Consider the following 25,146-nt stretch of genomic DNA (forward strand, 5'->3'; position numbering starts at 1 on the left):
CCTATGAAAAGAATATTGTTTGCATTATTATTTTCTTTTTTAACTATCGGTGCCATAGCTCAGATCCAGGAGCCTGTGAAGTTTTCAGCTGAATTGAAAATTATATCAGACTCCCAAGCGGAAATAATCTTTTCCGGAACTATCGACGGCGGCTGGCACGTTTACTCCACCGAATTGCCTTCCGGAGGGCCTGTTTCCACATCCATTACGATAGAAGAAATAAAAGGCGCCGAGACAGATGGAAAGCTTACATTCAGAGGGCAGGAAGTGAAAGCATTCGATAAAGTATTCGATATTAACCTTCGCTATTTTGAGAAGAATGCTGTATTTGTCCAGAAAATAAAGATTACAGAACCTGAATATCTTGTAAGCGGATATCTCGAATATGCAGCTTGTAATGACGAAAGCTGTCTGCCGCCGACAAGTGTTCCTTTCGATTATACAAACGGAAATGTAGAGGTTACAACCGGAAACAGCGAAACTGTTGTTTCCGGTGTATCCAGTATCCAGGGCGATAGTCCCGATTATTGGACACCTGTGATCAAGGAGTTGAATAGCTTTGGAGAAACTCTGGGGAAAAACGATATATCCTGGATATATATTTTTATCACCGGTTTTCTGGGTGGATTGCTGGCTTTGTTTACGCCGTGCGTATGGCCGATAATTCCAATGACTGTAAGCTTTTTCCTGAAAAAGAATAAGGATAGGAAAAAAGGTATTAAAGACGCTATTACTTATGGCGTGTCTATAATTGTGATATACGTTCTGCTGGGATTGGCTGTAACCCTCATATTCGGAGCCAGTGCACTTAACGCATTGTCTACAAATGCAATATTCAATATATTGTTTTGCCTTATGTTGATTGTATTTGCAGCTTCGTTCTTCGGTGCGTTCGAAATCACACTGCCTTCCTCGTGGAGTACCGCAGTAGATAGCAAAGCAGAAAAAACAGGAGGCCTTATAGGTATTTTCCTTATGGCATTTACCCTGGCTTTGGTCTCTTTTTCGTGTACAGGCCCCATTATAGGATTTCTGTTGGTAGAGGTATCTTCCACCGGAAGCATTATAGCTCCGGCTATTGGTATGCTTGGATTTGCGATAGCCTTAGCTTTGCCTTTTACATTCTTTGCGTTATTCCCGTCTTTTCTGAAGTCAGCTCCAAAGTCGGGTGGATGGATGAATGTGGTGAAAGTATTCTTAGGCTTTATAGAACTGGCGTTCGCTCTCAAATTCCTGTCTGTTGCCGACCTTGCATATGGCTGGGGAATCCTTGACAGGGAAACGTTTCTTGCGTTGTGGATCGTTATATTCGGTCTGCTGGGAGTATATATGCTTGGTAAGCTGAAGTTTCCTCACGACGATGACAGTACAAAAGTGAGTATTCCCCGTTTCTTCATCGGATTGGTATCACTTGCTTTTGCCATATATATGATCCCCGGGTTATGGGGCGCGCCATTGAAGGCGATCAGCGCATTCTCACCTCCTATGAATACGCAGGACTTTAATCTCTATACAAAGGAGGTTCATGCCAAATTCGATGATTATGATATAGGCATGGAGTATGCAAAAAAGAACGGGAAGCCGGTCATGCTTGATTTTACGGGATATGGTTGTGTCAACTGCAGAAAAATGGAGCTGGCCGTCTGGACTGACAGCAGGGTAAGCAGTATTATTGATAATAAATATGTGCTTATTACTTTGTTCGTAGATGACAAGCGCCCGCTGCCACAACCTGTAAAGATAACTGAAAATGGAAAGGAAATCACCCTGAAAACAATTGGCGATAAATGGAGCTATCTGCAACGCGTAAAATTCGGGGCGAATGCCCAGCCATTTTATGTACTACTGGATAACGACGGGAAACCCCTTAATAAATCTTATGCCTATGACGAAAATATAGACAAATATGTCGATTTTCTGCAAACGGGGCTGGGTAATTATAAAGAATTCGAATCAGTAGTTCAATATTAAAGAATAAAAAATACACTTTTCTTACATACAACTTCGGAGGGAATTTTATAGTATTAATATGACTAGAAATTCCCTCCGCCTATAATATTCAATTTTTTCGTGTATCAATGTATCTTTAACCCCATATTGTAATTATAATAACTATCTCCTTTAAAGTCAATATATCCTTCGTCTAGTTTTTCGAAACCCAACCGGGAATAAAATGTCACGTTTTCGGGTAATTGAGTTGTCAGTCCCATTAAATTACAGGCGGGCTTAGAGGCCGTGAGTTCCTGAACAGTCTGTTTTATAGCAAAAGAACCTGTCCCCATTCCTCTGTATTCTTCCCTGATTGCCACCATCGACAAATAATAATATTCAGAAACCTTCATGGATTTAGCCAGCGATTCTTTATTGCAACTATCCAGACTAAGCATCCGGATCAATGGGTTTATCCCAAATCTTGAAATAAAGTCAGGAACCCCGGTTTTTAAATATACAGAAAAGCCTTTTTTTACACCTTGTGGTGGTATTAAAGTAAATGTACCGGTTATTTTTCCAGTATCTTTCTCTCTGATAACATTTGTCAAAGGTTCCTTATCATTGTTTATAAGCAAACTTGCGCTGAACAACCAAAATAAGCCTGATCTGAGTTGCCCTTCCTTCTTGAAAATAATGGAGTACGCCGGGTTTGTCTCAAATGCATCAGTTAGAATTTCAGCGACTTCATCAATTTCGGATTGCTGTATTTTTTCAATTAGAAATTTTTCCATATTTACTATTTCAAATTTCAAAGGTAAAAATAAAATCCGGCAGCCTTCTTTTCTGTCTGTCCTATAATTTTGCATAATTAAGTAATTATCCGGACAGCCTGAATACAGAATAAAAGTGTATTTTTGCAGAAAATAAAATATCATGACATATATTGAAGTTAAATTTATCTGCACACCGAATGATGAAATAGTCAACAGTATCCTTTCGGCCACGATAGCCGAGATAGGATTCGAGAGCTTTGTGGAAGACGAACTGGGTACGACAGCCTATATACAGAAAGAGCTTTTCGATACCGGAAAATTGGACGAAGTTTTGGGGAATTTCCCTGTTGAGGCCGAAATAATATATACGTACAAAGCCATAGAAGACCGCAATTGGAACGAAGAATGGGAAAAAAATTACTTCCAGCCATTGATAATAGATGATAAGTGTATCATCCAAAGTACATTTCACAACATACCGGCTACTTATGAATATAATATTTACATCGATCCTAAGATGGCATTCGGAACCGGACATCACCAAACTACAGAGCTGATGATAAGGGAAATACTGAAAGAAGATTTCACCGGAAAATCAGTACTCGATATGGGTGCGGGAACGGCCATTCTGGCTATTCTGGCATCTATGCGCGGAGCTGATCCTATCACCGCTATCGATATTGATAAATGGGCATACGACAATGCTCAGGAGAACCTGGCTTTGAACAAAATAGATAACGTAAAAGTGGAAATAGGCGGTGCCGAACTACTGGGTAGTGAAACTTTCGATATTGTACTGGCGAATATCAACCGCAATATATTGCTGAATGATATTCCGGCTTACGTTTCTGTGCTTAATAGCGGAGGGTTTTTATATATGAGCGGCTTCTATGTGGAAGATATTCCTGCCATTACTGAGGTGTGCAATAAGAATGGACTAATATTCTGTCACAATACGGAAAAAGATAACTGGACAGCCGTTAAATTTAAGAAAGGTATTTAGATGATTTATATAAGTAAAAAAGACTTTGGTTTTAAATCCAAAGTCTTTTTTATTTGATCTTTTTATCATAGTTATTACCATCCGAAAGCCTCTTCGCCCATCCATGTGCCCTGTGCTTTCATCACCTGTTCTATAACATCACGGGCTACACCGTCGCCACCTTTGCAATGTGATATATACTGCGCTATACCTCTTATTTCGTGTGCGGCATCGGCTGGAGCAACAGCTAGTCCGACTGTTTTCATCACATGGTAGTCCGGCAAGTCGTCACCCGAATATATAATCTCTTCGGGCTTGTAGCCAGTCTGCTGCATGTAATCGTTCAGGTCGTGTATTTTGATGCTCGATTTCATATAGATATGCTTTACTCCCAGGCGGGAAAAGCGTTTACGGATATTCTCGGTATCGGCGCCTGTTATAATGGCTACACCGTACCCGCATTTAACGGCGAGATTGATCGCAAAACCGTCTTTGATGTTTACCATGCGCATCGGTTCACCTTCGGGCGACATGGGGATAGAATTAGGGGACAATACCCCGTCAATATCAAATATGAAAGATTTTATCTTGCTAAGGTCGTAATTTATACTGCTCATTATTTATTTGATTTGTGAATATCTTCGCTTATCAGTTTATATAATCGCTTCACATCTTCATCCTCTATCAGGTGCAGGTGATGATTAATAATCCTCTCGTCGAAACGAACGGCAGGGCCGGTCTGTGCTTCTTCTGGCGATAGAGTGTGCACCTTCGCCGCCGTTTCATCTATCAGAGGGAGCACAACGTCGAATGTTAGTCCGGCTTTTTTCAGGAATTGCTCCGACAAAGCGTACATATGATTGGTGAAATTGCATGCAAAGACACCAGTCAGATGCAGATATTGCCTGTTTCCGGACGAAAGGTCGAACACTTTTTCCGATAGCTGGCTTGCTATAGACCTGATAGTGATATGGCTTTTTGTGTCTGAACCTTCGGTAAATACAGGCACGGCTTTCCAGTCGATAGGCCTGCTCTTACTGAAAGTCTGAAACGGATATAGTACCCCGTAATGTGTGGTATAGTTGCTGAACACATCCATTGGAACACTGCCCGCAGTATGTATCCACAATCCGTTATTTGAGGGTATCTGGGAAGCTACACCTTCGAGTACCGAGTCTTTCAATGCAAAAATGTACAGGTCGGCATCGTCTATTATGTCTTTCAGGTCGGTAACAGGTACGGCATCAACCTCTTTAGCCAGAGCTGAGGCCGATTCCTGTGTACGGCTATATACCTGAATAATATCGAATGACTTGTCGTACAGACCTTTTATCAGATGTGTGGCGACATTGCCAGCACCCAGGCATACTACTTTCATCAGTCTTTCTTTTTAGATGTTAATACCATGGCTATACCGGCTATTATCAATCCGATGGGTACGATGAGATTAGAGTAATCGGACATCCATCCAAAAAACAGATCGGCATTGAGAAGAACACCGACTCCCAGGAATATCCATCCCAGGATCTTCTTCGGTTGTGTGGCCAGAAATACAATACCGGCTATAAGAAAGAATGCCCCGACACTGATAAAGTTGCCACCGTATGGAATTTTATCGAGAAAACCGGTTTTATCGAGAAGGAACAATACACCAAAAATAAGTATGGTGATTCCGTATGAGAGTTTGTCGTTTGATTTTACTGTAGACATAATCTGTTATATTAACTGATTGACATTGAATTTTCCTATATGTATTTTTTCCCATTGAAGTTTTTCTTCATCAACAGGTGGCTTTTCTTGTGCTTTGTGGCCGATGGCGATTACAGATAGTACCTGTAGCTGCATAGGAATGTCGAGCAATTCCTTGACGTATTCTTCGGCAGGGGTATCGGCTATGGTATTGCGTTCGCGTATCTGTACCCAACAACTTCCCAGACCAATATCTTCGGCTTGCAATTGCATGACGATAGAGGCTATAGAAGCATCTTCGATCCACACATCGCTTGTCAGCGGGTCGGCCATAACAACAACAGCCAGCGAACAGCCGGCTATGAGTTTGCTTCCCGATTTCTTGCATTGCGAAAGCTTTTCCAGCATGTCTTTGTCTTCCACCAACAGAAACTGCCAGGCATTGCTGCTTTTCGATGTGGGAGACATCAAAGCTGCTTTCATAATAGTTTCTACCTGACCGGGGCTGAGGGGAGCTTCCGTGAATTTACGTATACTGCGACGGCTTTTTATCAGTTCTTTAAAATCAGCCATTATATTTTTGTTCTTATTCTTAACGTCTTGTTAAACTTTCTACTTCTTCGCCAAGTTCCGTAACGCTCTTCATGCCCTCAGTGCTGTTCTTACGAAGCAGTATATTGAGGGTCTGCATGATCAGCTTAATATCCAGAGCCAGTGAGTAGCCGTTGATATAGAGCAGGTCATATTTCAGTTTATCCCATACCGATGTATTGTATTTTCCCTGCACTTGTGCCAGTCCGGTAAGTCCAGCTTTTACCCTGTGGCGAAGATTATATTCGGGTATGTCTTTTCTGAACTGATCTACAAAGAAAGGTCTTTCGGGACGCGGGCCTACAATGCTCATGTCGCCTATCAGTATATTGAATATCTGGGGCACCTCGTCCATACGTGTCGCCCTTAGTATTCTACCTATTTTAGTGATCCGTTTATCCACATCGTTGGCCAGAACAGGACCCGATATGGCTTCGGCGTTTATCACCATTGTGCGGAACTTGTATATTTTGAATATTTTATTATCTCTGGTAACGCGCTCCTGCACATAAAAGGCTTGTCCTCCGCTGATTTTGAGTATGAAATATACAATGACAGATGGAATAAAGAATATGATAAGGCCTATGCCACCCAGAACAACGTCTATGATTCTTTTAAGCGTTTCGCTGCTTGCCGATAAACCTATATCCCTGACGTCGAGAACAGGTGAATCGTCTATTTGCAGGAAGTTGGCGTTGAATTGCAGGATGTCGGAATTCTTAGGCTGGTAGTATATTGTATGGCTGTTTTCAACACAATACAGTATTATTTTCTGTTTCAGATCATCTTCTACGTCTTCGGTAATAAAAGTTACGTCGCATTCCTTTATCAGATCGCATATCTTCGGGTAGCCGGGTGCGCATACATGCTTTACGTTCGACCACATTCCTCGGGCTTCTAATAATTTGTAGGCCAAAGCTTGTGATTTTTCATAGCCTATTACCAATACCGATTTCCGCTTGTTGGACATGAAATACATATGGTTCGCGGCAAAGTGCCATACAGTGATCATTACTACCTGTATGATGGAACTGGTTATCAGGATACTTCGGGGATAGGCAAACTCACGGAAGAGGAAGCTTAATGCCATGGTGATGAGGAACAACGAAAAAATGGCAAGGAAGACTGTATATCCAATTCCCAGCAACGAAAAGTCTTTTGGTTTATCTAATTCGAATATATGACTGACTATCACATAGCTGATAATCATATACGGTAATACTGCCCAGAATGCGTTGTAATTGCTTGTGAAATTGTCGAGACTGTCCTTGAAAATATAATACGCCAACATATTTGAGCCAAATATGATGGCCAGATCGACCAGTGGCATAATGAACCGGAATCCTTTGTAACCGAATATATTTTCAATGAGTTTGTTCATTCAGTCAATAATTAGTCTAATGTATAACTCTTCTTTTTCCAGATTACACTACTGTTTGGCAGGCAGGTATATGTCTTTATTTCTTTTTAGCTTTACCTTTTGCTTTCGGAGTAGCTTTGCTGTCAGTTTCAGTTACTATTTTCATAGCGGCTTCAAAATCGAGACTGTCAGGCGCTGTACCCTTGGGAATTTTGTAATTGTTCTTTTTGTATGCTATGTATGGACCGTATCTGCCATTCAGCACCTGAAGATCTGTATCTTCTGCAAATGTTTTAATAACTTTTTCCGCATCCTTTTGCCTTTTATCGAGGATCAAAGGAATGGCGTCGTCTATGTCCACACTATAAGGATCATAACCTTTTGGCAAAGATATGAATTTTCCGTCATGTTTGATATACGGGCCGAATCTTCCTGCACCTACGCTTACTACTTTTCCTTCATAATCGCCGATGGTACGTGGCAGGTCGAATAGTTTCAACGCTTCTTCGAGCGTAATGGTAGCAATCGACTGAGTCTTTTGCAGGCCTGCAAACTGAGGTTTTTCATCTTCGTCCTGCACACCTATTTGTGCCATAGGGCCAAAACGGCCTATTTTGACAGATACCTGCCGCCCCGATTTAGGATCGGTTCCCAGAATACGTTCACCGATCTTGTGGTCGGTTTGCATATTTGTGGCCGATTCTACTACCGGATGGAATACCTTGTAGAATTTATCGATAAGTTCAGTCCAGTTTTCTTCACCTTCGGCTACCTGGTCAAATTCTTTTTCGACGGTTGCCGTAAAGTTATAATCAAGTATATCGGGGAAGTATTCTGTTAAAAAGTCGTTTACAACCATTCCCGTATCGGTAGGGATCAGTTTCCCTTTGTCTGTACCTGTTATTTCAGTCTTCTCGCTGTCGGTAATCTTATCTTTTTTTAGGGTAAGTACGTTGTATTGCCGTTCAGTTCCTTCTATATTCGTTTTCTCTACATATTCGCGGTTCTGAATGGTGGAAATAGTTGGCGCATAAGTCGATGGGCGTCCGATACCCAGCTCTTCGAGTTTCCTTACCAGCGAAGCCTCTGTGTAACGGCTCGGGCGTTGAGTGAAACGTTCGGTAGCTGTAGTTTCCTTCATGCTCATCACTTCCTGTAATTTTACAGAAGGAAGAAGTCCGGTTTCCGCATCGGTGTTTTCTTCGTCCGTTCCTTCCAGATATACATGCAGGAATCCGTCGAATTTGATAACCTCGCCTACAGCTGTAAATTTCAGTTCGTTATTATTTGAAATGCCAATGGTAATGGTTGTTTTTTCCAGTTCGGCATCGGCCATTTGCGAGGCGATGGTTCTTTTCCAGATAAGCTCGTATAATTTCTTTTCCTGAGCTGTACCCGAAACCGTGTGCTCCGACATGTAAGTCGGGCGGATGGCTTCGTGGGCTTCCTGCGCTCCTTTCGTCTTGGTGGAGAAGTTACGTACCTTCGAATATTGTTTTCCGTAAACGGTTTCTATTTCGTTCTTTGAGGTATTGATGGCCAGCGACGAAAGGTTTACCGAATCGGTACGCATATAGGTGATTTTCCCCGATTCGTATAGTTTTTGCGCAACCATCATTGTCAGCGATACAGGGAATCCCAGTTTACGGGAAGCCTCTTGCTGTAAGGTGGAAGTGGTGAATGGAGCCGCCGGAGATTTTTTTACAGGTTTGGTTTCTACATCCTCCACTTTGAAAGAAGCTTCTTTTAGTTTTTCTAATAATTCCAGGGCTTCTTTCTTCGTCTTCAGGCGTTTACTGAGTTCGGTTTTTATTTCCGATTGAACACCATTTTCTTCCTTTGTGAAAATAGCTACAACACGGTACGCTGCCTCAGCATTAAAGTCCTGTATTTCGCGTTCGCGTTCTACGATAAGCCTAACAGCGACCGATTGTACACGTCCTGCCGACAATGCCGGTTTTACCTTACGCCACAGAACGGGCGACAGCTCGAAGCCTACAATGCGGTCGAGTACCCGGCGTGCCTGTTGGGCATCTACCAGATTGACGTCTATCTGACGGGGATTCTCTATCGCGTGTAATATAGCATCTTTAGTAATTTCGTGGAATGCTATCCTGCGTGTCTTTTTTTCGTCCAGCTTCAAAGTCTTGAACAAGTGCCACGAGATAGCTTCTCCCTCACGGTCTTCATCGGAAGCCAGCCATACCATTTCGGCATCTTTGGCTGCTTTCTTCAGTTCGTCGACAACTTTTTTCTTGTCGCTCGGAACCTCGTATAAAGGGGTATAATTGTTTTCCAGATCGATGCCTAAATCCTTTTTCTTCAGGTCTCTGATGTGTCCATAGCTGGACATGACTTTAAAATCTTTTCCCAGAAACTTTTCGATGGTTTTGGCTTTAGCAGGGGACTCGACAATCACTAAATTTTTTTGCATATATACTAAGCTTATCTAATGGTAACGAATTGCATACAATCCGGATAATTATTTTATTTTGAACCGCAAAAGTAATGATTTTGTTTTAAAAAATTAGAATAAAATCATTTAGAACGGTTTTTTAGTTTGTTTAAATAGTATTAATCCCTCATTTAACACCGTCTTTGCAACATTATATTTTTAGGTTTTTAAATCGGAGGAGCCGGATCTCATGGTAAAAAGTAACTCAACCCCGGCTATTATTTTCAATGTGAAATTTTTTAACATTAGGCGGGCTGTCCTTTTACATATTTTCATATCTTTGCGCCCTGTGTGAAAAGATTATAAGCTCAAACTTTTTTTAACTTTACTAATTCAAACGAACATGAAACAATTTTTATTGGGGATTGCGGCATTATGTGCATTATCCTCGTACGGACAGGAGTCTGTGGTAGTGACAGACAAACCTTCCGAACCTATATCAGTGTCAAATCACGATATCAATAGGGGAGAAGAATTTTTACTTTCACATCTGAGTGTAGGTCTCAGGGTTTCTACCCTGGGGGTCGGTATTCAGGCAGCTACACCTATCAACAAGTATTTTAAGTTGCGTGCCGGAATAGATTATATCGGATTCAAGACAAGTACCTTCGATATCAGCCTCGAAGACCCTAACGGGGAATTCGACCGTGCATTTGGTTATACTCCAGACTATTCGATGAAGGGAGAGATGAACTTTACTAATGGAAATGTTTTGGTCGATTATCATCCAAACGGAGGTATATTTCACCTTACAGGTGGTATTTTTATTGGAACAAATAAACTGAAAGCTAAAGGCTTCCTTGCAGATTATAACGGTAATCCTGCTACATTGCAGTCTGGTGAAACCCGCTGGCCTACCGTAGACTTTGACAGGCATCAGCTTGTACTGAATGATGCCAACCTGAATGCAGACCTACAGTTAGGAGGTATTATCAAGCCTTATTTAGGTTTCGGATTGGGGCGTGCCGTTTCTAAAAACAACCGCCTGACATTCAAATTTGAGCTCGGAATGATCTATCAGGGTAAATATTCACTGAAACAAGATGGAAAGAAAGTGACCGTGGTAGACGATGCCGCTGAAAACTTTGAAGATATAGATACTTACACCAATTTGTTGAAATGGTGGCCGATGATGAATTTTCAATTGTCGTACCGTATATTCTAATCGGCTTATATAAAAATATATAAGAGCCGCAGGTTTTTCGTGCGGCTCTTTTTCATACAGGCAAATTATATCATTACATTTGCAGTAAATAAAAAACTGATCGACGTGAAAATCAATTTCATATTACCTTTCAAGCCCCGCCGCCCCGCCGGAGGGTTCAGGGTGATGTATGAATATGCCAACCGCTTGGCAGGAAAAGGTTATCAGGTGCATCTGACTTATCCGGTTAAGACGCCATATATGAAATACAGGCTGCCGTACATAGCCCGGTGTATCTTATCAAAGATAGAAGGATTTACCAACGATAAGTGGTTTGATTTCGATCCGTCCATAACCATGTCGTATGTCCCCGAAGTAAAGGACAAGTATATTGAGGACGCTGATATAGTGATCGCTACATGGTGGTCTACAGTGCTGGAAATGGGAAAGTTAAGCCCGTCGAAAGGTAAAAAAATAAATCTGATACAAGGTTTCGAAAACTGGGAAGGACATGAAGACCTTTTGTATGCGTCTTACAGTATGGCTGACACGGTGAATATTGTAGTAGCCGCTTATCTCGAAAAAATAGTGCGCCAACATACACAGAACAGGATAGAACTTATAGAGAATGGTATTGACGATCGCTTATATTATATTATGCGACCGATAGAAGGCCGTCAGCCGTCAACGGTGGGTATGATGTATTCTCCGCAGGAAATAAAAGGTTCGAAGTATGGGCTTGAAGCCCTGGAGTTGGTGAAGAAGGAAATTCCTGATCTCAAGGTGGAAATGTTCGGTATATCGCCACAACCCGACAAACTGCCGTCATGGATAAGTTACCACAGAGATCCGTTGAACCTGAGGGAGATATATAATAATAGCGCTATATTTATTTCCAATAGCTTTACCGAAGGTTTTGGTCTGGTATCGGTAGAGTCGATGTTTTGTGGTTGCACATTGGTCTGTACCGATATTGAAGGGCATAAGGAATATGCCTTTGAAAAAGAAACAGCCTTGCTGGTTGAGCCCGGAAACGCGAAACAGATGGCCGAACGGATTGTCTATCTGATAAAGCATAATGATTGCCGTATAATGCTTGCCAGAAAAGGAAATGAGTATGTACAGCGTTTCAGGTGGGAGAATGCTATCGATGCAATGGAAAGGGTAATAAAAAATCTTTAGTGTTTTTTAACAAAATATTTCCAATTAGTGATGAACTATTTGAAAAAGGAAACGTTAATATTATGTGTTTTTCATAGTATTAGATTTAAGGTTAACAATGAAGATTGGTTGTCGTGATGACAACCTTTTCTTTTTTATATATTTGCGAATCAACAGTTGAATTTAATCGTTCTATTTTTTACTGCGCATAATCAAAGATTACTTGCCATCCTTTTTTCCTAAGCAAAAAAAGGATGCAAAAATGCTTTGGTGGCTCATCCTTCATGCGACCCGTTACAGGCTCAGGGGCTAAACCAAATAAACTCGCCTGCGGCTCAGGCAGTATTTGGTTTCACGCCCCTTTCTCCTGACGGGTGCCCGCACTTCGGACTAATGCCACCGGGCGGACGCCTGACAAGGGTGCGATAACCTTTGTCGCCGCATCGCGACCCGGGCATACGTTCCGCAGGCGGGGCACCCAATCCGGCAGTGGAGGCGTAGAACAAAAAGCTGTTCGAGCTTACACATAAGATTCGTATTTAGCCCTGCTTATGAGCGAGTTCTTTTTGTTCAGCCGCAACGCCAGTTTTGGGTCGCCGGAGGAATGAAGCCTTGAAATACACGTTTAAGTGAGAGTAAAGTCAAGCTTGCTTGAAATTTACCGAACGTAGTGTATTCAATCTTAATTAGTTTTTGTAACTTTTGTATCAAGACAAAAGTTAAGAAAACAAGCCGACAGGCGCGTTAGTGAAATAGGAGGTTAAAATCAGACAGATAAAAAAGACTTTAGTCAAAAATCAAATATGAAAAGATGTTTGGCTAAAGCCTTTTTCTTCAGATAGTCCTTATCCACGACTTAAAAGTCGTGGCAATTTATTAAAAATAAACAATTTAAAATATTCCGACCAACACTGGTTATGCCCCTGAAAATCCGGAAAATGAAAAACTATCTATAATTTCTGACTGGTTGTATTCAAAAACCGGCATATTAATTAATCTTTAGGTAATACCATATACACTATCGGGGATTTTTTGCAGGTTCTCATTTATCAAAACATATTCCTGCCCCCACGTTCTCCACGGCTACCACGGTTATTGTAATCACCGCCTCCGTCGAAATCCTGATTTTCGCTATTGCGTTGCCTGTCACGTCCCCTGTTATTCCTGCCCCCTATATTATTGAATCGGTATGTAAACGAGAACATAAAATATCCGGTCATAGCATTATTCCTTACATCTTCCAGATAATTTGCCGTAACATTCCGGCTGATACTCAAACGTTGTTGCAATATATCGTTTATCTGGAACCGGAGCGAACCTCTGTTCTGCCTTAGGAATTGCTTGCTTATCTGCGCATTCCAGATTATTTCATTCAGATTATAACCGGAAGACAAGCCTCTGTTTGCCTTATAATTTATATCTGAAGCCACCGAGCAACTGTAAGGTAATGTGAGATTTGTGTTGTAAGTCAATACGAAATTAAATGTTTCTGTACCTTGCTGGTTTACAATCACGGTATTGGATGTTTTTGAATAATTGACCCGTCCCCTGAATTGACCGTAGAAAAAATCGTTGGAATAGCTCAGGTTCACTTCCTGAGCAGCATTTACTGTCTTGGAGATATTTCTCTCGCTTTGCTTTTCTACGGTGGTGTAACCCACTCTGTTATTATAGCCGAGATTTGTACGTGCACTGAATTTCAGCCGTTTGTTTTTGTTCAGGGGTTTTGCAAAATTTATGACCGCATTTGTATTCCATGTCCCATTCTCATTTATCGGGCTTGAATATTGCACCCCTGTGTTTTCTTCATAAGTTGTATAGTTTATTATCTGGTTCTGTGTGAACTGGTGGCGAAGGTTTACGGTAAAGACTTTCTGGTTTTCCCTGTTGTTGAACTCATACTCAAGGGAAATATTATGGTTGAATGCCGGTAATAAATCGGGGTTTCCGCTCCTGATATGCAATGGGTTCGTATTATTGGATGTGGGATCCAGTTGTGTAACCGAGGGCTGGGTCGTGCTGCCGTTATACCTGAAACGGAGGTTTTTCCTTAATTCGCGGCTGTTATCGAACCGGTATGTGAAATCAAGCTGAGGAGCGATATTTGTGGCTGTCCTTCCCGGCAATTGGTTCACAATGGAATCCTGGCTTGCTCCATACCAGTCTTCTATATAGCTTTTGCTATTGGTATGTGTCGGCGCTATCCTCAACCCTATGTTGTAAGTGTATTTGGTGCGTACCGACCTGAAGTTTGCCCTGATATTCTGGTTTGTAGTTCTTGTTTGCGAACTTTTATTATAATCGGGGTCTATGTATGTATAGTCTCCGGTATCTTCCTCATAATCCAGTGTATGCTTTTTATTGTTTGTGTTGTTGAATTCTATATTATAAGAAAAATCAAGGAAATTGTTGGTCCACACCGGCTCTACGTAGCTTAAGGTTAAGCCATAGGAATACCTGTCCTGGTTCGATTCGACCAACTGGTCCCTGCTTATATTTCTATCAGGGGACAGGTAAAAGATATTTTCTGAATTATTTGTGCCCGAGCCGGAACTTTTATTAAGACTGTAAGTTGCGCCAAAACTGATCCGTCTTCCTTTATTGGAAAGTTTCCTCGATAGATCGAGGCGCAAGCGTGTACTGAACCCGTCTGTTTTCATCCTGTCCTGCGAATTGCTTTCGTTTACCATCGTAGAGTCTTCGTCTCCCGCCATTGTCTTCTGATAGGAATTGGAATGTGATTTTGAATAATTATAGGACAGGCTGGGGGAGAACACAATCATGGTTGAGGAATCCATCTGGTATTCCAGTTTTCCGTCAAAACTGAGGTTGTTGCTGTAGTCGCGGTCTGTGGACTGGCTTCTCCGATACGATACGCTGTCTTTTAACAGGTTTTGGCGAAACCTGTCATTTTCGGCATAGCTGTCACTGTAATTATAACTGATATTGCCTCCGAATTTAATCTTATCATTCACTATTTTAGCCGTATTCACACCAAAGGTATTTGAGTTGGTTATTCCGCTGCGGCCGCTGCGGCTCCGTCCCGAACGGACATTATTCCCTCTGTCGGACGATCCCTGGTTGTTGACATTGTTGGCATTGGCTATGAATGAAATCTGGTCGTTTTCGAGGAAGCGGTTCACCATAATGTTTTCGGTGTACCGCACATCATTGTCTTTATTTTCCTGGGTCAATGCGCCCAGTCCGGATGTAACGTTGCCCATCCAGCCTTTTTTCATGCCTTTTTTGATAGTAAGGTTTATAATTGTTTCCTCTTCTCCGTCATCGATTCCGGTTAAGATGGCCATGTCGGATTTTTTCTCTATCACCTGTACTTTGTCAACGATATCTGCCGTGAGGTTTTTGGTTGCCATCTTGGGATCATTCCCGAAAAATTCCTTCCCGTCTACGAACACCCGTTTAACCTGCTTTCCGTCGGGCTTCATTATATTCCCGTCGGCATCTACTTCCATGCCGGGCAACCTCTTGATAAGATCTTCAACAACAGCCCCTTCGGCAACCTTAAAGGCTGCGGCATTATATTCCAGGGTATCTTCTTTTATTACAAGCTCGGGAGGTTCTGCCGTGATAGTTATGTCGGACAATAGAATGTCGTTTGTTCTCAGGAAGATAGTGTCCAGTATAAGCTGATCTTTAACGAACTGGCTACGGGAGATGGAAATCCGGGCTGTATCATAGCCCAGTATCGTTACTTGCAGGTTGTATTGTGCAGCCTGAACATTATTGATAATAAAAACTCCGGACTTGTTTGTTGCTTCTCCTTTTATGAGTTTATTGCCTGTGTATAATCCGGCTATAGCAGCTTCTACCGGTGTGTTTTCGAAGGAGTCTGTAACCACTCCTTTTATTGAATATGTTTTTTCTGTATGCGTCTGAGAAACGGAACAGATAGAGATAAACATAAAAAGAGAAAGAAAAATGTTCTTCATGAATATAGATTTATATGCATTTTGTAGTAATAAGACCTTATTTGTTTAAAATAGTTTAATCAATGTGAATAAAAATTACAAATAGTTATTGATAATTTTCACTTCTTTACCCGAAAAAATAGTATTTATATTTGTTGCTATAAGACGCTATTCCCACTACCATTTTGAAGCAACAACCCAAGCCGTTCCTCATAATCACTACTATTTGGTATCAAACGGTATATATATAATAATATATAGCGATTGCCTGTTATTGTCTGTTCATGTACGTTTGCATTATTTTTCACAAATACATAAAGACAATGAAAATTATGCGATTTTGCTTCATGATTGTGCTGATAATAATCAGTATGTCAGTTTTTTCTCAAAATAACAGATCGGCTATAGCAGGAACAATAGTTTCTCCCGATAAGACGCCACTCGAAAATATTTCCGTATCGATTGAAGGTACCCACTACGGAGCCTTGAGTAATGAGGAAGGAAAATTTCGATTCAGCGGGCCGACAGGCCAGTATACACTTGTTGTATCATCGTTGGATCATAAGCCTTACAAGTCGGAGGTAAACCTTAAACGGGGAGAAAATATTTTCAATATAGTATTGACTGAAAAGGCTCACGAATTGAATGAGATTGTCGTTGAGGCCGGAGTGAATAAATTCTCCAACAAGGAATCGGAATATATAGCCCGTCTGCCGATCAAGAATCTGGAAAATCCGCAGGTATATTCTGTAATAGGGAAAGAGCTGATGAAGGAACAGATCATTGTGAACTTCGATGACGCCCTGAAAAACAGCCCGGGAATAGACAAGCTCTGGTCTTCTACCGGAAGGGGAGGAGATGGTGCCGCTTACTTTTCTTTAAGAGGATTTTCTGTGCAACCGACAATGGTCAATGGCATGGGAGGACAGACAAACGGCGGGCTCGATCCTGCCAATATAGAGCGCATCGAAGTGCTCAAAGGGCCTTCGGGTACTCTGTTCGGCAGTAGTCTTGTTTCTCTTGGCGGATTGATAAATATTGTAACCAAAAGGCCTTATGAACATTTTTCGGGCGATATTTCTTATACAATGGGCACTTATGGGCTGAACCGTATTGCAGCCGATATAAACAGTCCGTTGGATAAAGAGAAAAAAGTGCTATTAAGGACAAACGCAGCCTATCAGTACGAGAACAGCTTTCAGGACGCAGGCTTTAAGAAATCGATATTCCTGGCCCCGTCTCTGCTTTATAAGGCTAACGACAGGCTGACGTTTACAATGAATGCGGAGCTTTACACAGCCGAGAGTACCAATCCGCTGATGGTTTTCCTCAACAGGACCCGCGAACTCGAATTTAAGACACCCGGTGAACTGGGAATGGATTATAAGCGTTCTTTTACAAGTAACGATATAACGATAAAAACGCCTACGGTCAAGCTATCGGGTATGATGGAATATAAATTGTCGAAAGAATGGGTATCACAGACCTCGGTTTCGTACAGCAACCGCCAGTCGAAAGGCCTGTATTCTTATGTGATGTTCCTCGATCCTGTCAGGGATGATTCGCTGAGCAGATATGTAGGATCACAGAATACAACGAATACAACTACAGATATCCAGCAGAACTTTATAGGCGATTTCAAGATTGGGAATATGCGTAACCGTCTGGTAGCCGGTGTTGATTACTTCAATAGTAAATCGAACGGCAGCAGTAATTATATATTATTCGATAAGGTAAGCAGTACCGGAGCCGATCCGAAATACGCAAGCCTGAGCGAAGCTGCCGTAAATGCGAAATTATCGGGAAATACACCATCCCGGTCGAATTCTAATTCGAATACCTACAGTGTATATTTTTCCGATGTGCTGAATCTTACCGACCAGTTGCTCCTGATGGCCAGTCTCCGCCTCGATCATTTCGACGATAAGGGTTCCTATAATGTGAACAAGGATGAAACTACAGGCGATTATAATCAGACGGCACTCTCTCCTAAATTTGGTGCCGTATACCAGATAATACCGGAGAAATTTTCCGTTTTTGCCAATTATATGAACGGATTCAAAAATGTGGGGTCTTCCACTCAGCCTGACGGCTCGGTACGAACATTCAAGCCTCAGCAGGCTAACCAGGTTGAGGGAGGATTCAAAGCTTCGTTATTCGACGGGAAACTCGTAGGTTCGGTAAGCTATTATGACATATATGTAACGAAGGTCACCCGCCCCGATCCCGAACAGGCAGGTTTCACTATACAGGATGGTGACATTTACAGCCGTGGGTTTGAACTGGATATTACGGCCAATCCTGTTGCCGGTCTTAGTATTATTGCAGGATACAGCTATAACGACAGTGAGAATAAGAAAACTAGTCCGTCCATTGAAGGACGCAGGCCTGTTGCCGCAGGTCCCGAGAATTTGATCAACGGATGGATAAGTTATACTATACAGAGTGGTGCGGCCAAAGGGCTGGGCTTTGGATTTGGCGGTAACTATGCCGGTGATAATGTGATAACCAACAGTGCGGAAACAGGCAAATTCACAATACCGTCATATACGATATTGAATGCCACGGCTTTCTATAATACAGGGGCATTCTACTTCGGGCTGAAAGTCGACAATCTGGCCAATACAAAATACTGGAAAGGATGGAGTACGGTAGAGCCACAGAAGCTAAGGCAAGTAATAGGGAACATTTCATTTCACTTTTAATGAGCTCTAAACAAAACAAACGGTTATCTTTCCGAAAGGTGTGCCACTGGATACACCTTTGGCTTGGTTTATTGTCCGGAATAATAGTCTTTACTGTCAGTATAACGGGTTGCATATATGTTTTCCAACAGGAGTTGCGCGATGTTTTCTATCGGGAACAGTATGTGACGGCACAGGACAAACCATTCCTGTCTCCAGCCCGGTTAAAGGAAGAAGCCGGCCAGTACGTTTTCAAGCTTCCGTCCGACAGTGCGAATGTAATTTATAGCGTGACTTATGGAACAAAAAACAAGGCTGCGACAGTATCGTACAACCATAGCGAAAAGGGATATACTCTTTTGATGTTGAACCCTTATTCGGGAGAATTTATTCATGAAAAAACGTATAAAGGCGATTTTTTCAGTTTTATTCTTGCCGGGCATCGCAATTTGTGGTTGCCTTATGCGATAGGTCATCAGATAGTGGGGTGGGCTGTCGTAATATTTGTGATAGTGACACTAACAGGTCTTGTGCTATGGCTTCCCCGCAAGTGGAAGAAGAAAGCGATAAAAGCCGGGATGACCATAAAAAGGAAGAGTAAATCTCTTATGCTGTTCTATCAGTTGCATCAGACGTTGGGATTTTACACACTTCTGTTCGCTCTCATCCTTGCCCTTACCGGACTTACATGGAGTTTCAAATGGTATGCCGGCACTTACTATAAAGTGATATCGGGGGGAGAAGATCTGAAGCAATGGGCTCCGGCACAGTCCGACACCACATTGGTTGCGCTTTTCGAAAACCCCGATGAAGTTTTGTGGGAACAGATGAAACAGGAATACAAAATAGGGGAACAAGGTGTGCTTATCTTTGACTTTCCTGTTGATAAAACGGGTACTTACCGTATCTGTTTCAATCCGGCGGATAATAACGAGACATACTACAAGCGGCATTTCCGTTTTTTTGACCGCAATTCACTGCAGGAAATAGAAGGGGGAGGTCTCTATGGTATCAGTTACGAGAATTCGACGAATGCCGATAAATTTTACCGTATGACCTATGATATCCACGTAGGGGCGATAGCTGACCTGCCCGGAAAAATAATAATGTTCCTGGCCAGCCTGACTATTGCCAGTTTGCCGGTGACAGGTTTTATTCTTTGGCTCAAAAAAAGGAAACAGAGGAAGGAGAAACGGGTAACAGTAAAATAAAGGATTTGCTTCATCTGGTGCTGTAAGTAAAAACGGTTGCAATTTTTTTGCAACCGTTTTCTGTATCCGTTTTACTCTGTGGCGGCATTCCTGCCCAAAAGCCAGAGTACGGCGCCTATCACGGTGATAGCTATCATGATGACCCAAGCTACGGCATCACCCCAGAGGTATATCCATGCTAAAAGTTTGGGAACCATATCGAGAAAGTTTAAAACAATAGCCAACAGGCCGATAGTGGCCATAAAAGAACCGATCTTGCGAAGCATAGCGTTAAAGTGTTGAGTTAATAATATGTTAGTTTCAAAGGCAAAAATAGAATAAAAATCATATCTGCCCAACTATTCTCATATTTAACCGCTTATTTCTTTTGTCTTGATATTTGTAGCCACTATAGCCAGCAGGATAAGTATTACCCCCAGCCAACGGAGTGCATCCACCGATTCGTGCAGTATAAACGCCGAAGACAGGATTGCCACAGGTAATTCGACAGCGCTGAGGATTGCCCCTATCGAAACGCCCACACGCGGTATTCCCATCGAAAACAACAGGGGAGGGATCACCGTTCCCAACAGGGCGAGCGCCAGTCCCCAAAGCACTAACCCGCTAAAATAAACACCATTGAAGAAAAATAGTGGAGGGAAAATAATCCAGGTGATAGTGCATGATCCGGTGATCATCAGAGCGCTCTTTTTCAGTACGGGCAGGTCGTTACCTATGCGTCCGCTGGTCATCAGGAAAATGGCATAGCAGGTAGCGGCCAGCAATCCGAATATCACTCCTTTTATATTAAGCATGATCTCTTGGCTGAATAGTCCGCCTGCAAGTAGTGTGCCCAACAGCACCACACCAAGTAACAGCAATTGCTTACGACTGGGCTTCTTCCTGAAAACAATGGCCTCTATCAGCATGCTTATCCACAGGTATTGCATTAGCAATATGATGGCGACCGATGCGGGCAGCAGCTTCACACACTGATAGTAAAATATGCCGACCAGCCCGGTGAAGGTTCCGGCAAGGGCTATTTTCCACCATTTGGTCTTAGGCTGAGTTTCTTCGGCCTTTTCTTTTTTATCTTCTTTCTTTATCGATTTGGTAATGAAGTACAGCAACCACAGAATAGCCATTCCCGAAAAGGATTGTGTCCCCGTTATTTCGCCGAGTGTATATCCTTCGGCATACGCGAATTTTACGATGGTGGATAACAGTCCGAAGCTTGCCGCTCCAAAGAATACCAACAGTCCGCCTTTTATTCTCTTATTCATAATTTTAATAAATTGAAAGTGAAAGATTGAAAGTGGAAAGCGAAGAAAGAAAATTAATTTCCACTTTCAGCTTTCAATTTGCCACTATTAATATCTGAGAGGTAGGCACACAAAAAAAGGAATATCCCTTTTTCGGATACCCCCTCCATTTGCTTTTTCGTTCGTATATAATAAGTCCCGGACTTACTATATCCGCTTTGGTACTGCAAAATTACAATATTTATTCGTTAGGACAAAATATGATGCGAAATTTTGCATATCTCTCTGTTTTTAATACCTTTGTAACCGAACATTATAAATACTTCAATGTAGAATTCACTCCATCCTTCCTTTTCAGTTAGCAGTAATCAGTTAACAAACAGCATTCGTAATTGACTCCGTCAATTCTTCGAAACAACGTTTGGCGTTAGCCAATTCATAATTTATCATTCATCATTCATAACTACTTTTCCTATGTCTATAATAGCAAAAGAGCTTAGTTACATACATCCCGACAGGGAAGCCCTGTTCGCGGATATTAGTTTCTCTGTGGAGAAAGGATCGAAAATAGCGCTGGTTGGTAACAACGGGGTAGGGAAGTCCACCCTGTTGAAAATACTGGCAGGAGTATCGATGCCCTCATCGGGAGAAATCATCATGACCGATACATCATATTATGTACCCCAGCATTTCGGGCAATACGGTCACCTCACCATAGCACAGGCATTGGGTATAGATACGAAGATGAAAGCCCTGCACGCCATTCTGGGCGGTGATGCTTCGGTTGATAATTTTACAGACCTCGACGACGACTGGAGCATAGAAGAGCGAGCATTGACGGCTCTGTCCCTCTGGGGGCTGGATTACCTCTGGTTGTCGCAACCGATGGAAACCCTTAGCGGAGGCGAAAAAACAAGGGTTTTCCTTGCGGGAATAGCCGTTCATACTCCACAGACGATACTGATGGACGAGCCGACCAATCATCTCGATTTTGCCATCCGTGAAAAGCTATATCAGTTGATAGAATCGTCGGGAGCAACGATTATCGTAGTCAGCCACGACCGTACTTTGCTGAACAAGCTGTCGTCTATCTATGAGCTTCGAAACGATGAGATTGTCTACTACGCAGGCAATTATGGGTTCTATAAAGAGCAAAAGGAGATAGAAATAAGTTCCCTGCAAGCCCGCCTCGAAGACAAGGAAAAGGAATTGCGCCTTGCACGCAAGGTTGCCCGCGAAACAGCCGAACGCAAGCAAAAGCACGAATCCCGGGGAAAGAAACTCAGTATGAAAAAAGGAGTGGGCAAAATGGCGATGGATACCTTGCAGGATAAAGCGGAGAAAAGCGCATCGAAACTAAAGGGTGTGCATGATGGTAAGATGAAATCGATATCGGAAGATATTCTTGGACTACAATCGTCAATTCCTGACCTGACAGCTATGAAAACCGACTTCAATACCTCGTCGTTACACACGGGTAAGATACTGGTTACGGCGAAGGAAGTCAATTTCTCATACGGCGATAAACCTTTGTGGCAAGAACCTTTAAGCTTTCAGATAAAGAGCGGTGACCGCATTGCCATAAAAGGTGGTAACGGTTCGGGAAAAACCACACTATTGAAACTGATAACAGGTGATTTGTTACCTAACGCAGGTACACTAGAGAAGGCTGATTTCAAGTATATCTACCTTGATCAGGAGTATTCCATCATCAATAATGAGTTGACCGTTCTCGGGCAAATAGAGCAGTATGCTACGGGGATGCAGGATCACGAGATAAAGACTGTGCTTAACCGTTTCCTTTTCACCTACGGCACATGGGATAAACCATGCAGCAAGCTAAGTGGTGGAGAGAAGATGAAGCTGGCTTTGTGTTGCCTGATGGTAAGCGCCGATACGCCCGATATGTTTATTCTCGACGAGCCCACCAATAATATTGATATACAGAATATCGGCATACTGACGGCTACCATCCGCGACTATAAAGGTACGGTATTGGTGGTTTCGCACGACGGGTATTTTGTGGAGGAGATAGGGGTGGAAAGCCCCTCCAACCTCCCCGGAGGGAAGGCCTTTGAGCTCACCCGGCTTTAAGAATGTGATTGCCTCTCTAAAAAGAGCCTCCCCGGAGGGGGCAGGGCTGTTAAGTTCTCTGCTTTGTTCTGTTATTTTCTGCTGTTATCCTGAGTGAAACGAAGGATCTCTTATCTTACAAGAGATGTTTGCCTCGCCTTCGCTTCGGCGATTTGCAATTCACTCCGTTCAACATGACAGAGAGAGTATAAATTTCAGAACTTAACAGCCCTGCCCGGAGGGGAGGTTGGAGGGCTTAATTATATCCGTCACTGTAATGATATTTCATCTGCAAAGTAAATAAGTCATCTTTCGTATTGTGTTTTATATTAAATTCATCAATGATGATATAACGCTTTGTTGATAACTCATATACGGCGATGGAGGCACTCATTTCCTTTAGCCAGTCGGCCACTTCGGGCTTGATTGGTAAAGTCTCTACCGCAAATTGTTCGGCGATGTTCCTGTTAAAGACCGATTCTATGCGGCTGCTGATGTTAAAATCGGGCGTTTGTGTGCGATAAATAGTCGTTGCCTCCGTCTTGAATTCGGTTTGTGCCATTCCCCCGAAGCTGAATGAGTCCCATCCGCCCAGCGAATTGAGGAAAGCAAAATCATTGACTTTGTAAAGGCATTCGGGCAGGACATTTAATACGAGTGGTTCACTTTTTATTTCCCCGTTGCGGCTGAGGTATACCTCTACGATACCTGTGCGTGGATATTCTTCTAAAAGACTGTCTATATCGAGCCGGACAGAGTTGGTTATGGATTCAAAAGAATCTATTGCCTGTGTATGCAGTTCTTTTTTATAGATATAATTGCCCGACTGCGAACATAGCTTATACAGGATGCCTAATTTGTCTTTGTCGTTGACCCTGTTGCCTCGTTCGGGATCGGAGAGTATGAAGTTGAAATATTGATTCTGTCCTTTTAGGTGCGTCAACACAGGCTGTTTGGTCAAAGGCTTTATCGTGTTATCGGCAACGGTATCATACACATACGCTGCCATATCGTTTTCCTCCAGGCTTCGCCCATAACCGGTGATAGCATACATAATATTCGATTTGTAGAACGTTTCATCATTTGCTCCGCCGTTCATTTTGGCGACAAAGCGAAAATCTGTAACAGTACCCGGGGAAGTCCAGCTTTCAGCATTCAGAAAAGCGTCGGAATATTTATCGCTGTTTCCCCACATGCTGTTTATATCGAACCATACTGGCTGTCCAAAATAGGATTTAGACAAGGTGACAAGGTATGTCCCGGTGTCTTCTATATTTTCTTTGCCTGCGAATACTCCTGTGTCTTTGTAGATGTCGAGCAGGATTTCGACAGAGTCGTTTTCTCCGCTGATGCTGTCGTCCTTTATAGTGTCCTGCGGATCACCTTCAATTCTCAAATATTCATCTAGTAACCAGGTAGCTGACGCAGAATTTACCCCTTCTATTGTGAAAGCATAATTTTTACCGCAGCCTTTCGATTTTATCCGTATTGTGTTCCCTGTTTCTGTTACTCCGTTCTCATTGGTCAGGGAAGGCAGGCTTATATCATAGTTTTTATTTAAAAAATCATTATTTAATAAGGCTTTCATCAGGTTACCCGCCGCAATCGATGGTTTCCATTCCGGAGAAGAAATATCACCCAGATAATACATGTACTCATTTTGATTGACTAACTCCATGTTTTCATGTCCCTGAAATTTATATGTTGCATTTTCAGTGGTAATAGTAAACGCTGTAATGTTTACAGATCCCATATGATCTATCCATATATATCCCTGACTTTTCACCGTTAGCTTTATATCTACAGGTTTATACTCTCTGTAGGAGCTTTCAAACTCCAAAAAATTAGGCTTACCCGACAATGAAAACTTCTGTGGTGCCTTTGTCTCTTTCACTATGTTGTTGTCTATATAATATGCCAT

19 protein-coding genes are annotated in these 25,146 nt (G+C 42.3%); 8 read left to right on the forward strand and 11 right to left on the reverse strand.

From position 1 onward, the window contains the following. The first annotated feature begins 3 nt into the window (after nt 1-3). A complete protein-coding gene (locus GGR21_RS13805; protein ID WP_183307822.1) occupies nt 4-1,971 on the forward strand; it encodes a protein-disulfide reductase DsbD family protein in 1,968 nt (655 codons plus the stop codon). Nucleotides 1,972-2,075: 104 nt separating this feature from the next. Here GGR21_RS13805 and GGR21_RS13810 read toward each other — a convergent pair whose 3' ends face one another. Further along, nucleotides 2,076-2,723: a GNAT family N-acetyltransferase gene (locus GGR21_RS13810; protein WP_183307823.1), complete on the reverse strand. Its 648-nt coding sequence runs from the start codon at nt 2,721-2,723 to the stop codon at nt 2,076-2,078. A gap of 142 nt (nt 2,724-2,865) precedes the next feature. Between GGR21_RS13810 and prmA the strand changes: the two genes are divergently transcribed. Then, complete coding sequence (gene prmA, locus GGR21_RS13815) at nt 2,866-3,708, forward strand: 50S ribosomal protein L11 methyltransferase (RefSeq protein ID WP_183307824.1); 843 nt, start codon at nt 2,866-2,868, stop codon at nt 3,706-3,708. A gap of 74 nt (nt 3,709-3,782) precedes the next feature. Here prmA and GGR21_RS13820 read toward each other — a convergent pair whose 3' ends face one another. The 6 genes from GGR21_RS13820 to topA all read right to left on the reverse strand — a co-directional run bounded on the left by GGR21_RS13820 (nt 3,783) and on the right by topA (nt 9,761). After that, on the reverse strand, nt 3,783-4,304 hold the full coding sequence (locus GGR21_RS13820; RefSeq protein WP_183307825.1) for a KdsC family phosphatase: 522 nt from the start codon (nt 4,302-4,304) through the stop codon (nt 3,783-3,785). After that, nucleotides 4,304-5,065 carry a Rossmann-like and DUF2520 domain-containing protein gene (locus tag GGR21_RS13825; protein ID WP_183307826.1) on the reverse strand — a complete coding sequence of 254 codons (762 nt, stop codon included), beginning with the start codon at nt 5,063-5,065 and terminating at the stop codon, nt 4,304-4,306. The genes GGR21_RS13820 and GGR21_RS13825 overlap by 1 nt, the downstream gene beginning before the upstream one ends. Continuing rightward, complete coding sequence (locus tag GGR21_RS13830) at nt 5,065-5,397, reverse strand: LiaF transmembrane domain-containing protein (protein ID WP_183307827.1); 333 nt, start codon at nt 5,395-5,397, stop codon at nt 5,065-5,067. Before GGR21_RS13830 ends, GGR21_RS13825 begins: the two co-directional genes overlap by 1 nt. Nucleotides 5,398-5,403: 6 nt before the next feature. Then, the gene (locus GGR21_RS13835) at nt 5,404-5,949 is read right to left on the reverse strand and encodes a nitroreductase family protein (RefSeq protein ID WP_183307828.1); all 546 of its coding nucleotides are present in this window, start codon (nt 5,947-5,949) and stop codon (nt 5,404-5,406) included. A 19-nt stretch (nt 5,950-5,968) separates the two neighbouring features. Next, nucleotides 5,969-7,348: a sugar transferase gene (locus tag GGR21_RS13840; RefSeq protein ID WP_183307829.1), complete on the reverse strand. Its 1,380-nt coding sequence runs from the start codon at nt 7,346-7,348 to the stop codon at nt 5,969-5,971. A gap of 76 nt (nt 7,349-7,424) precedes the next feature. Further along, nucleotides 7,425-9,761, reverse strand: coding sequence for a type I DNA topoisomerase (topA, locus tag GGR21_RS13845; protein ID WP_183307830.1), 2,337 nt, complete (start codon nt 9,759-9,761; stop codon nt 7,425-7,427). A gap of 364 nt (nt 9,762-10,125) precedes the next feature. Between topA and GGR21_RS13850 the strand changes: the two genes are divergently transcribed. The 3 genes from GGR21_RS13850 (at nt 10,126) to GGR21_RS13860 (ending at nt 12,516) form a co-directional block, all read left to right on the forward strand. Next, nucleotides 10,126-10,947, forward strand: a complete 822-nt coding sequence (locus GGR21_RS13850; protein ID WP_183307831.1) for a hypothetical protein — start codon at nt 10,126-10,128, stop codon at nt 10,945-10,947. A 105-nt stretch (nt 10,948-11,052) separates the two neighbouring features. Then, on the forward strand, nt 11,053-12,108 hold the full coding sequence (locus GGR21_RS13855; protein WP_317169890.1) for a glycosyltransferase family 4 protein: 1,056 nt from the start codon (nt 11,053-11,055) through the stop codon (nt 12,106-12,108). 249 nt (nt 12,109-12,357) lie between these two features. Then, the gene (locus GGR21_RS13860; RefSeq protein WP_183307832.1) at nt 12,358-12,516 is read left to right on the forward strand and encodes a hypothetical protein; all 159 of its coding nucleotides are present in this window, start codon (nt 12,358-12,360) and stop codon (nt 12,514-12,516) included. A gap of 620 nt (nt 12,517-13,136) precedes the next feature. Here the strand turns inward: GGR21_RS13860 and GGR21_RS13865 are convergent. After that, nucleotides 13,137-16,037: an outer membrane beta-barrel protein gene (locus tag GGR21_RS13865; RefSeq protein ID WP_183307833.1), complete on the reverse strand. Its 2,901-nt coding sequence runs from the start codon at nt 16,035-16,037 to the stop codon at nt 13,137-13,139. A 302-nt stretch (nt 16,038-16,339) separates the two neighbouring features. On the opposite strand from GGR21_RS13865, the gene GGR21_RS13870 reads away from it, so the two are divergent. Next, nucleotides 16,340-18,721, forward strand: coding sequence for a TonB-dependent receptor (locus tag GGR21_RS13870; protein ID WP_183307834.1), 2,382 nt, complete (start codon nt 16,340-16,342; stop codon nt 18,719-18,721). Beyond that, on the forward strand, nt 18,658-19,911 hold the full coding sequence (locus GGR21_RS13875; protein WP_183307835.1) for a PepSY-associated TM helix domain-containing protein: 1,254 nt from the start codon (nt 18,658-18,660) through the stop codon (nt 19,909-19,911). Before GGR21_RS13870 ends, GGR21_RS13875 begins: the two co-directional genes overlap by 64 nt. Nucleotides 19,912-19,982: 71 nt before the next feature. On the opposite strand, the gene GGR21_RS13880 is transcribed toward GGR21_RS13875, so the two are convergent. Both GGR21_RS13880 and GGR21_RS13885 read right to left on the reverse strand, forming a co-directional pair. Next, on the reverse strand, nt 19,983-20,177 hold the full coding sequence (locus GGR21_RS13880) for a hypothetical protein (protein WP_183307836.1): 195 nt from the start codon (nt 20,175-20,177) through the stop codon (nt 19,983-19,985). 84 nt (nt 20,178-20,261) lie between these two features. Further along, entirely contained in the window at nt 20,262-21,173 is a 912-nt protein-coding gene (locus GGR21_RS13885) for an EamA family transporter (RefSeq protein WP_183307837.1), read from the reverse strand. A 453-nt stretch (nt 21,174-21,626) separates the two neighbouring features. Here GGR21_RS13885 and abc-f point away from each other — a divergent pair, with 453 nt between their 5' ends. Further along, on the forward strand, nt 21,627-23,246 hold the full coding sequence (abc-f, locus tag GGR21_RS13890; protein WP_183307838.1) for a ribosomal protection-like ABC-F family protein: 1,620 nt from the start codon (nt 21,627-21,629) through the stop codon (nt 23,244-23,246). 235 nt (nt 23,247-23,481) lie between these two features. Here the strand turns inward: abc-f and GGR21_RS13895 are convergent, their stop codons facing one another. Then, the gene (locus GGR21_RS13895; RefSeq protein ID WP_183307839.1) at nt 23,482-25,146 is read right to left on the reverse strand and encodes a hypothetical protein; all 1,665 of its coding nucleotides are present in this window, start codon (nt 25,144-25,146) and stop codon (nt 23,482-23,484) included.

This window comes from Dysgonomonas hofstadii (assembly GCF_014196915.1).
Taxonomy (GTDB): Bacteria; Bacteroidota; Bacteroidia; order Bacteroidales; family Dysgonomonadaceae; genus Dysgonomonas; species Dysgonomonas hofstadii.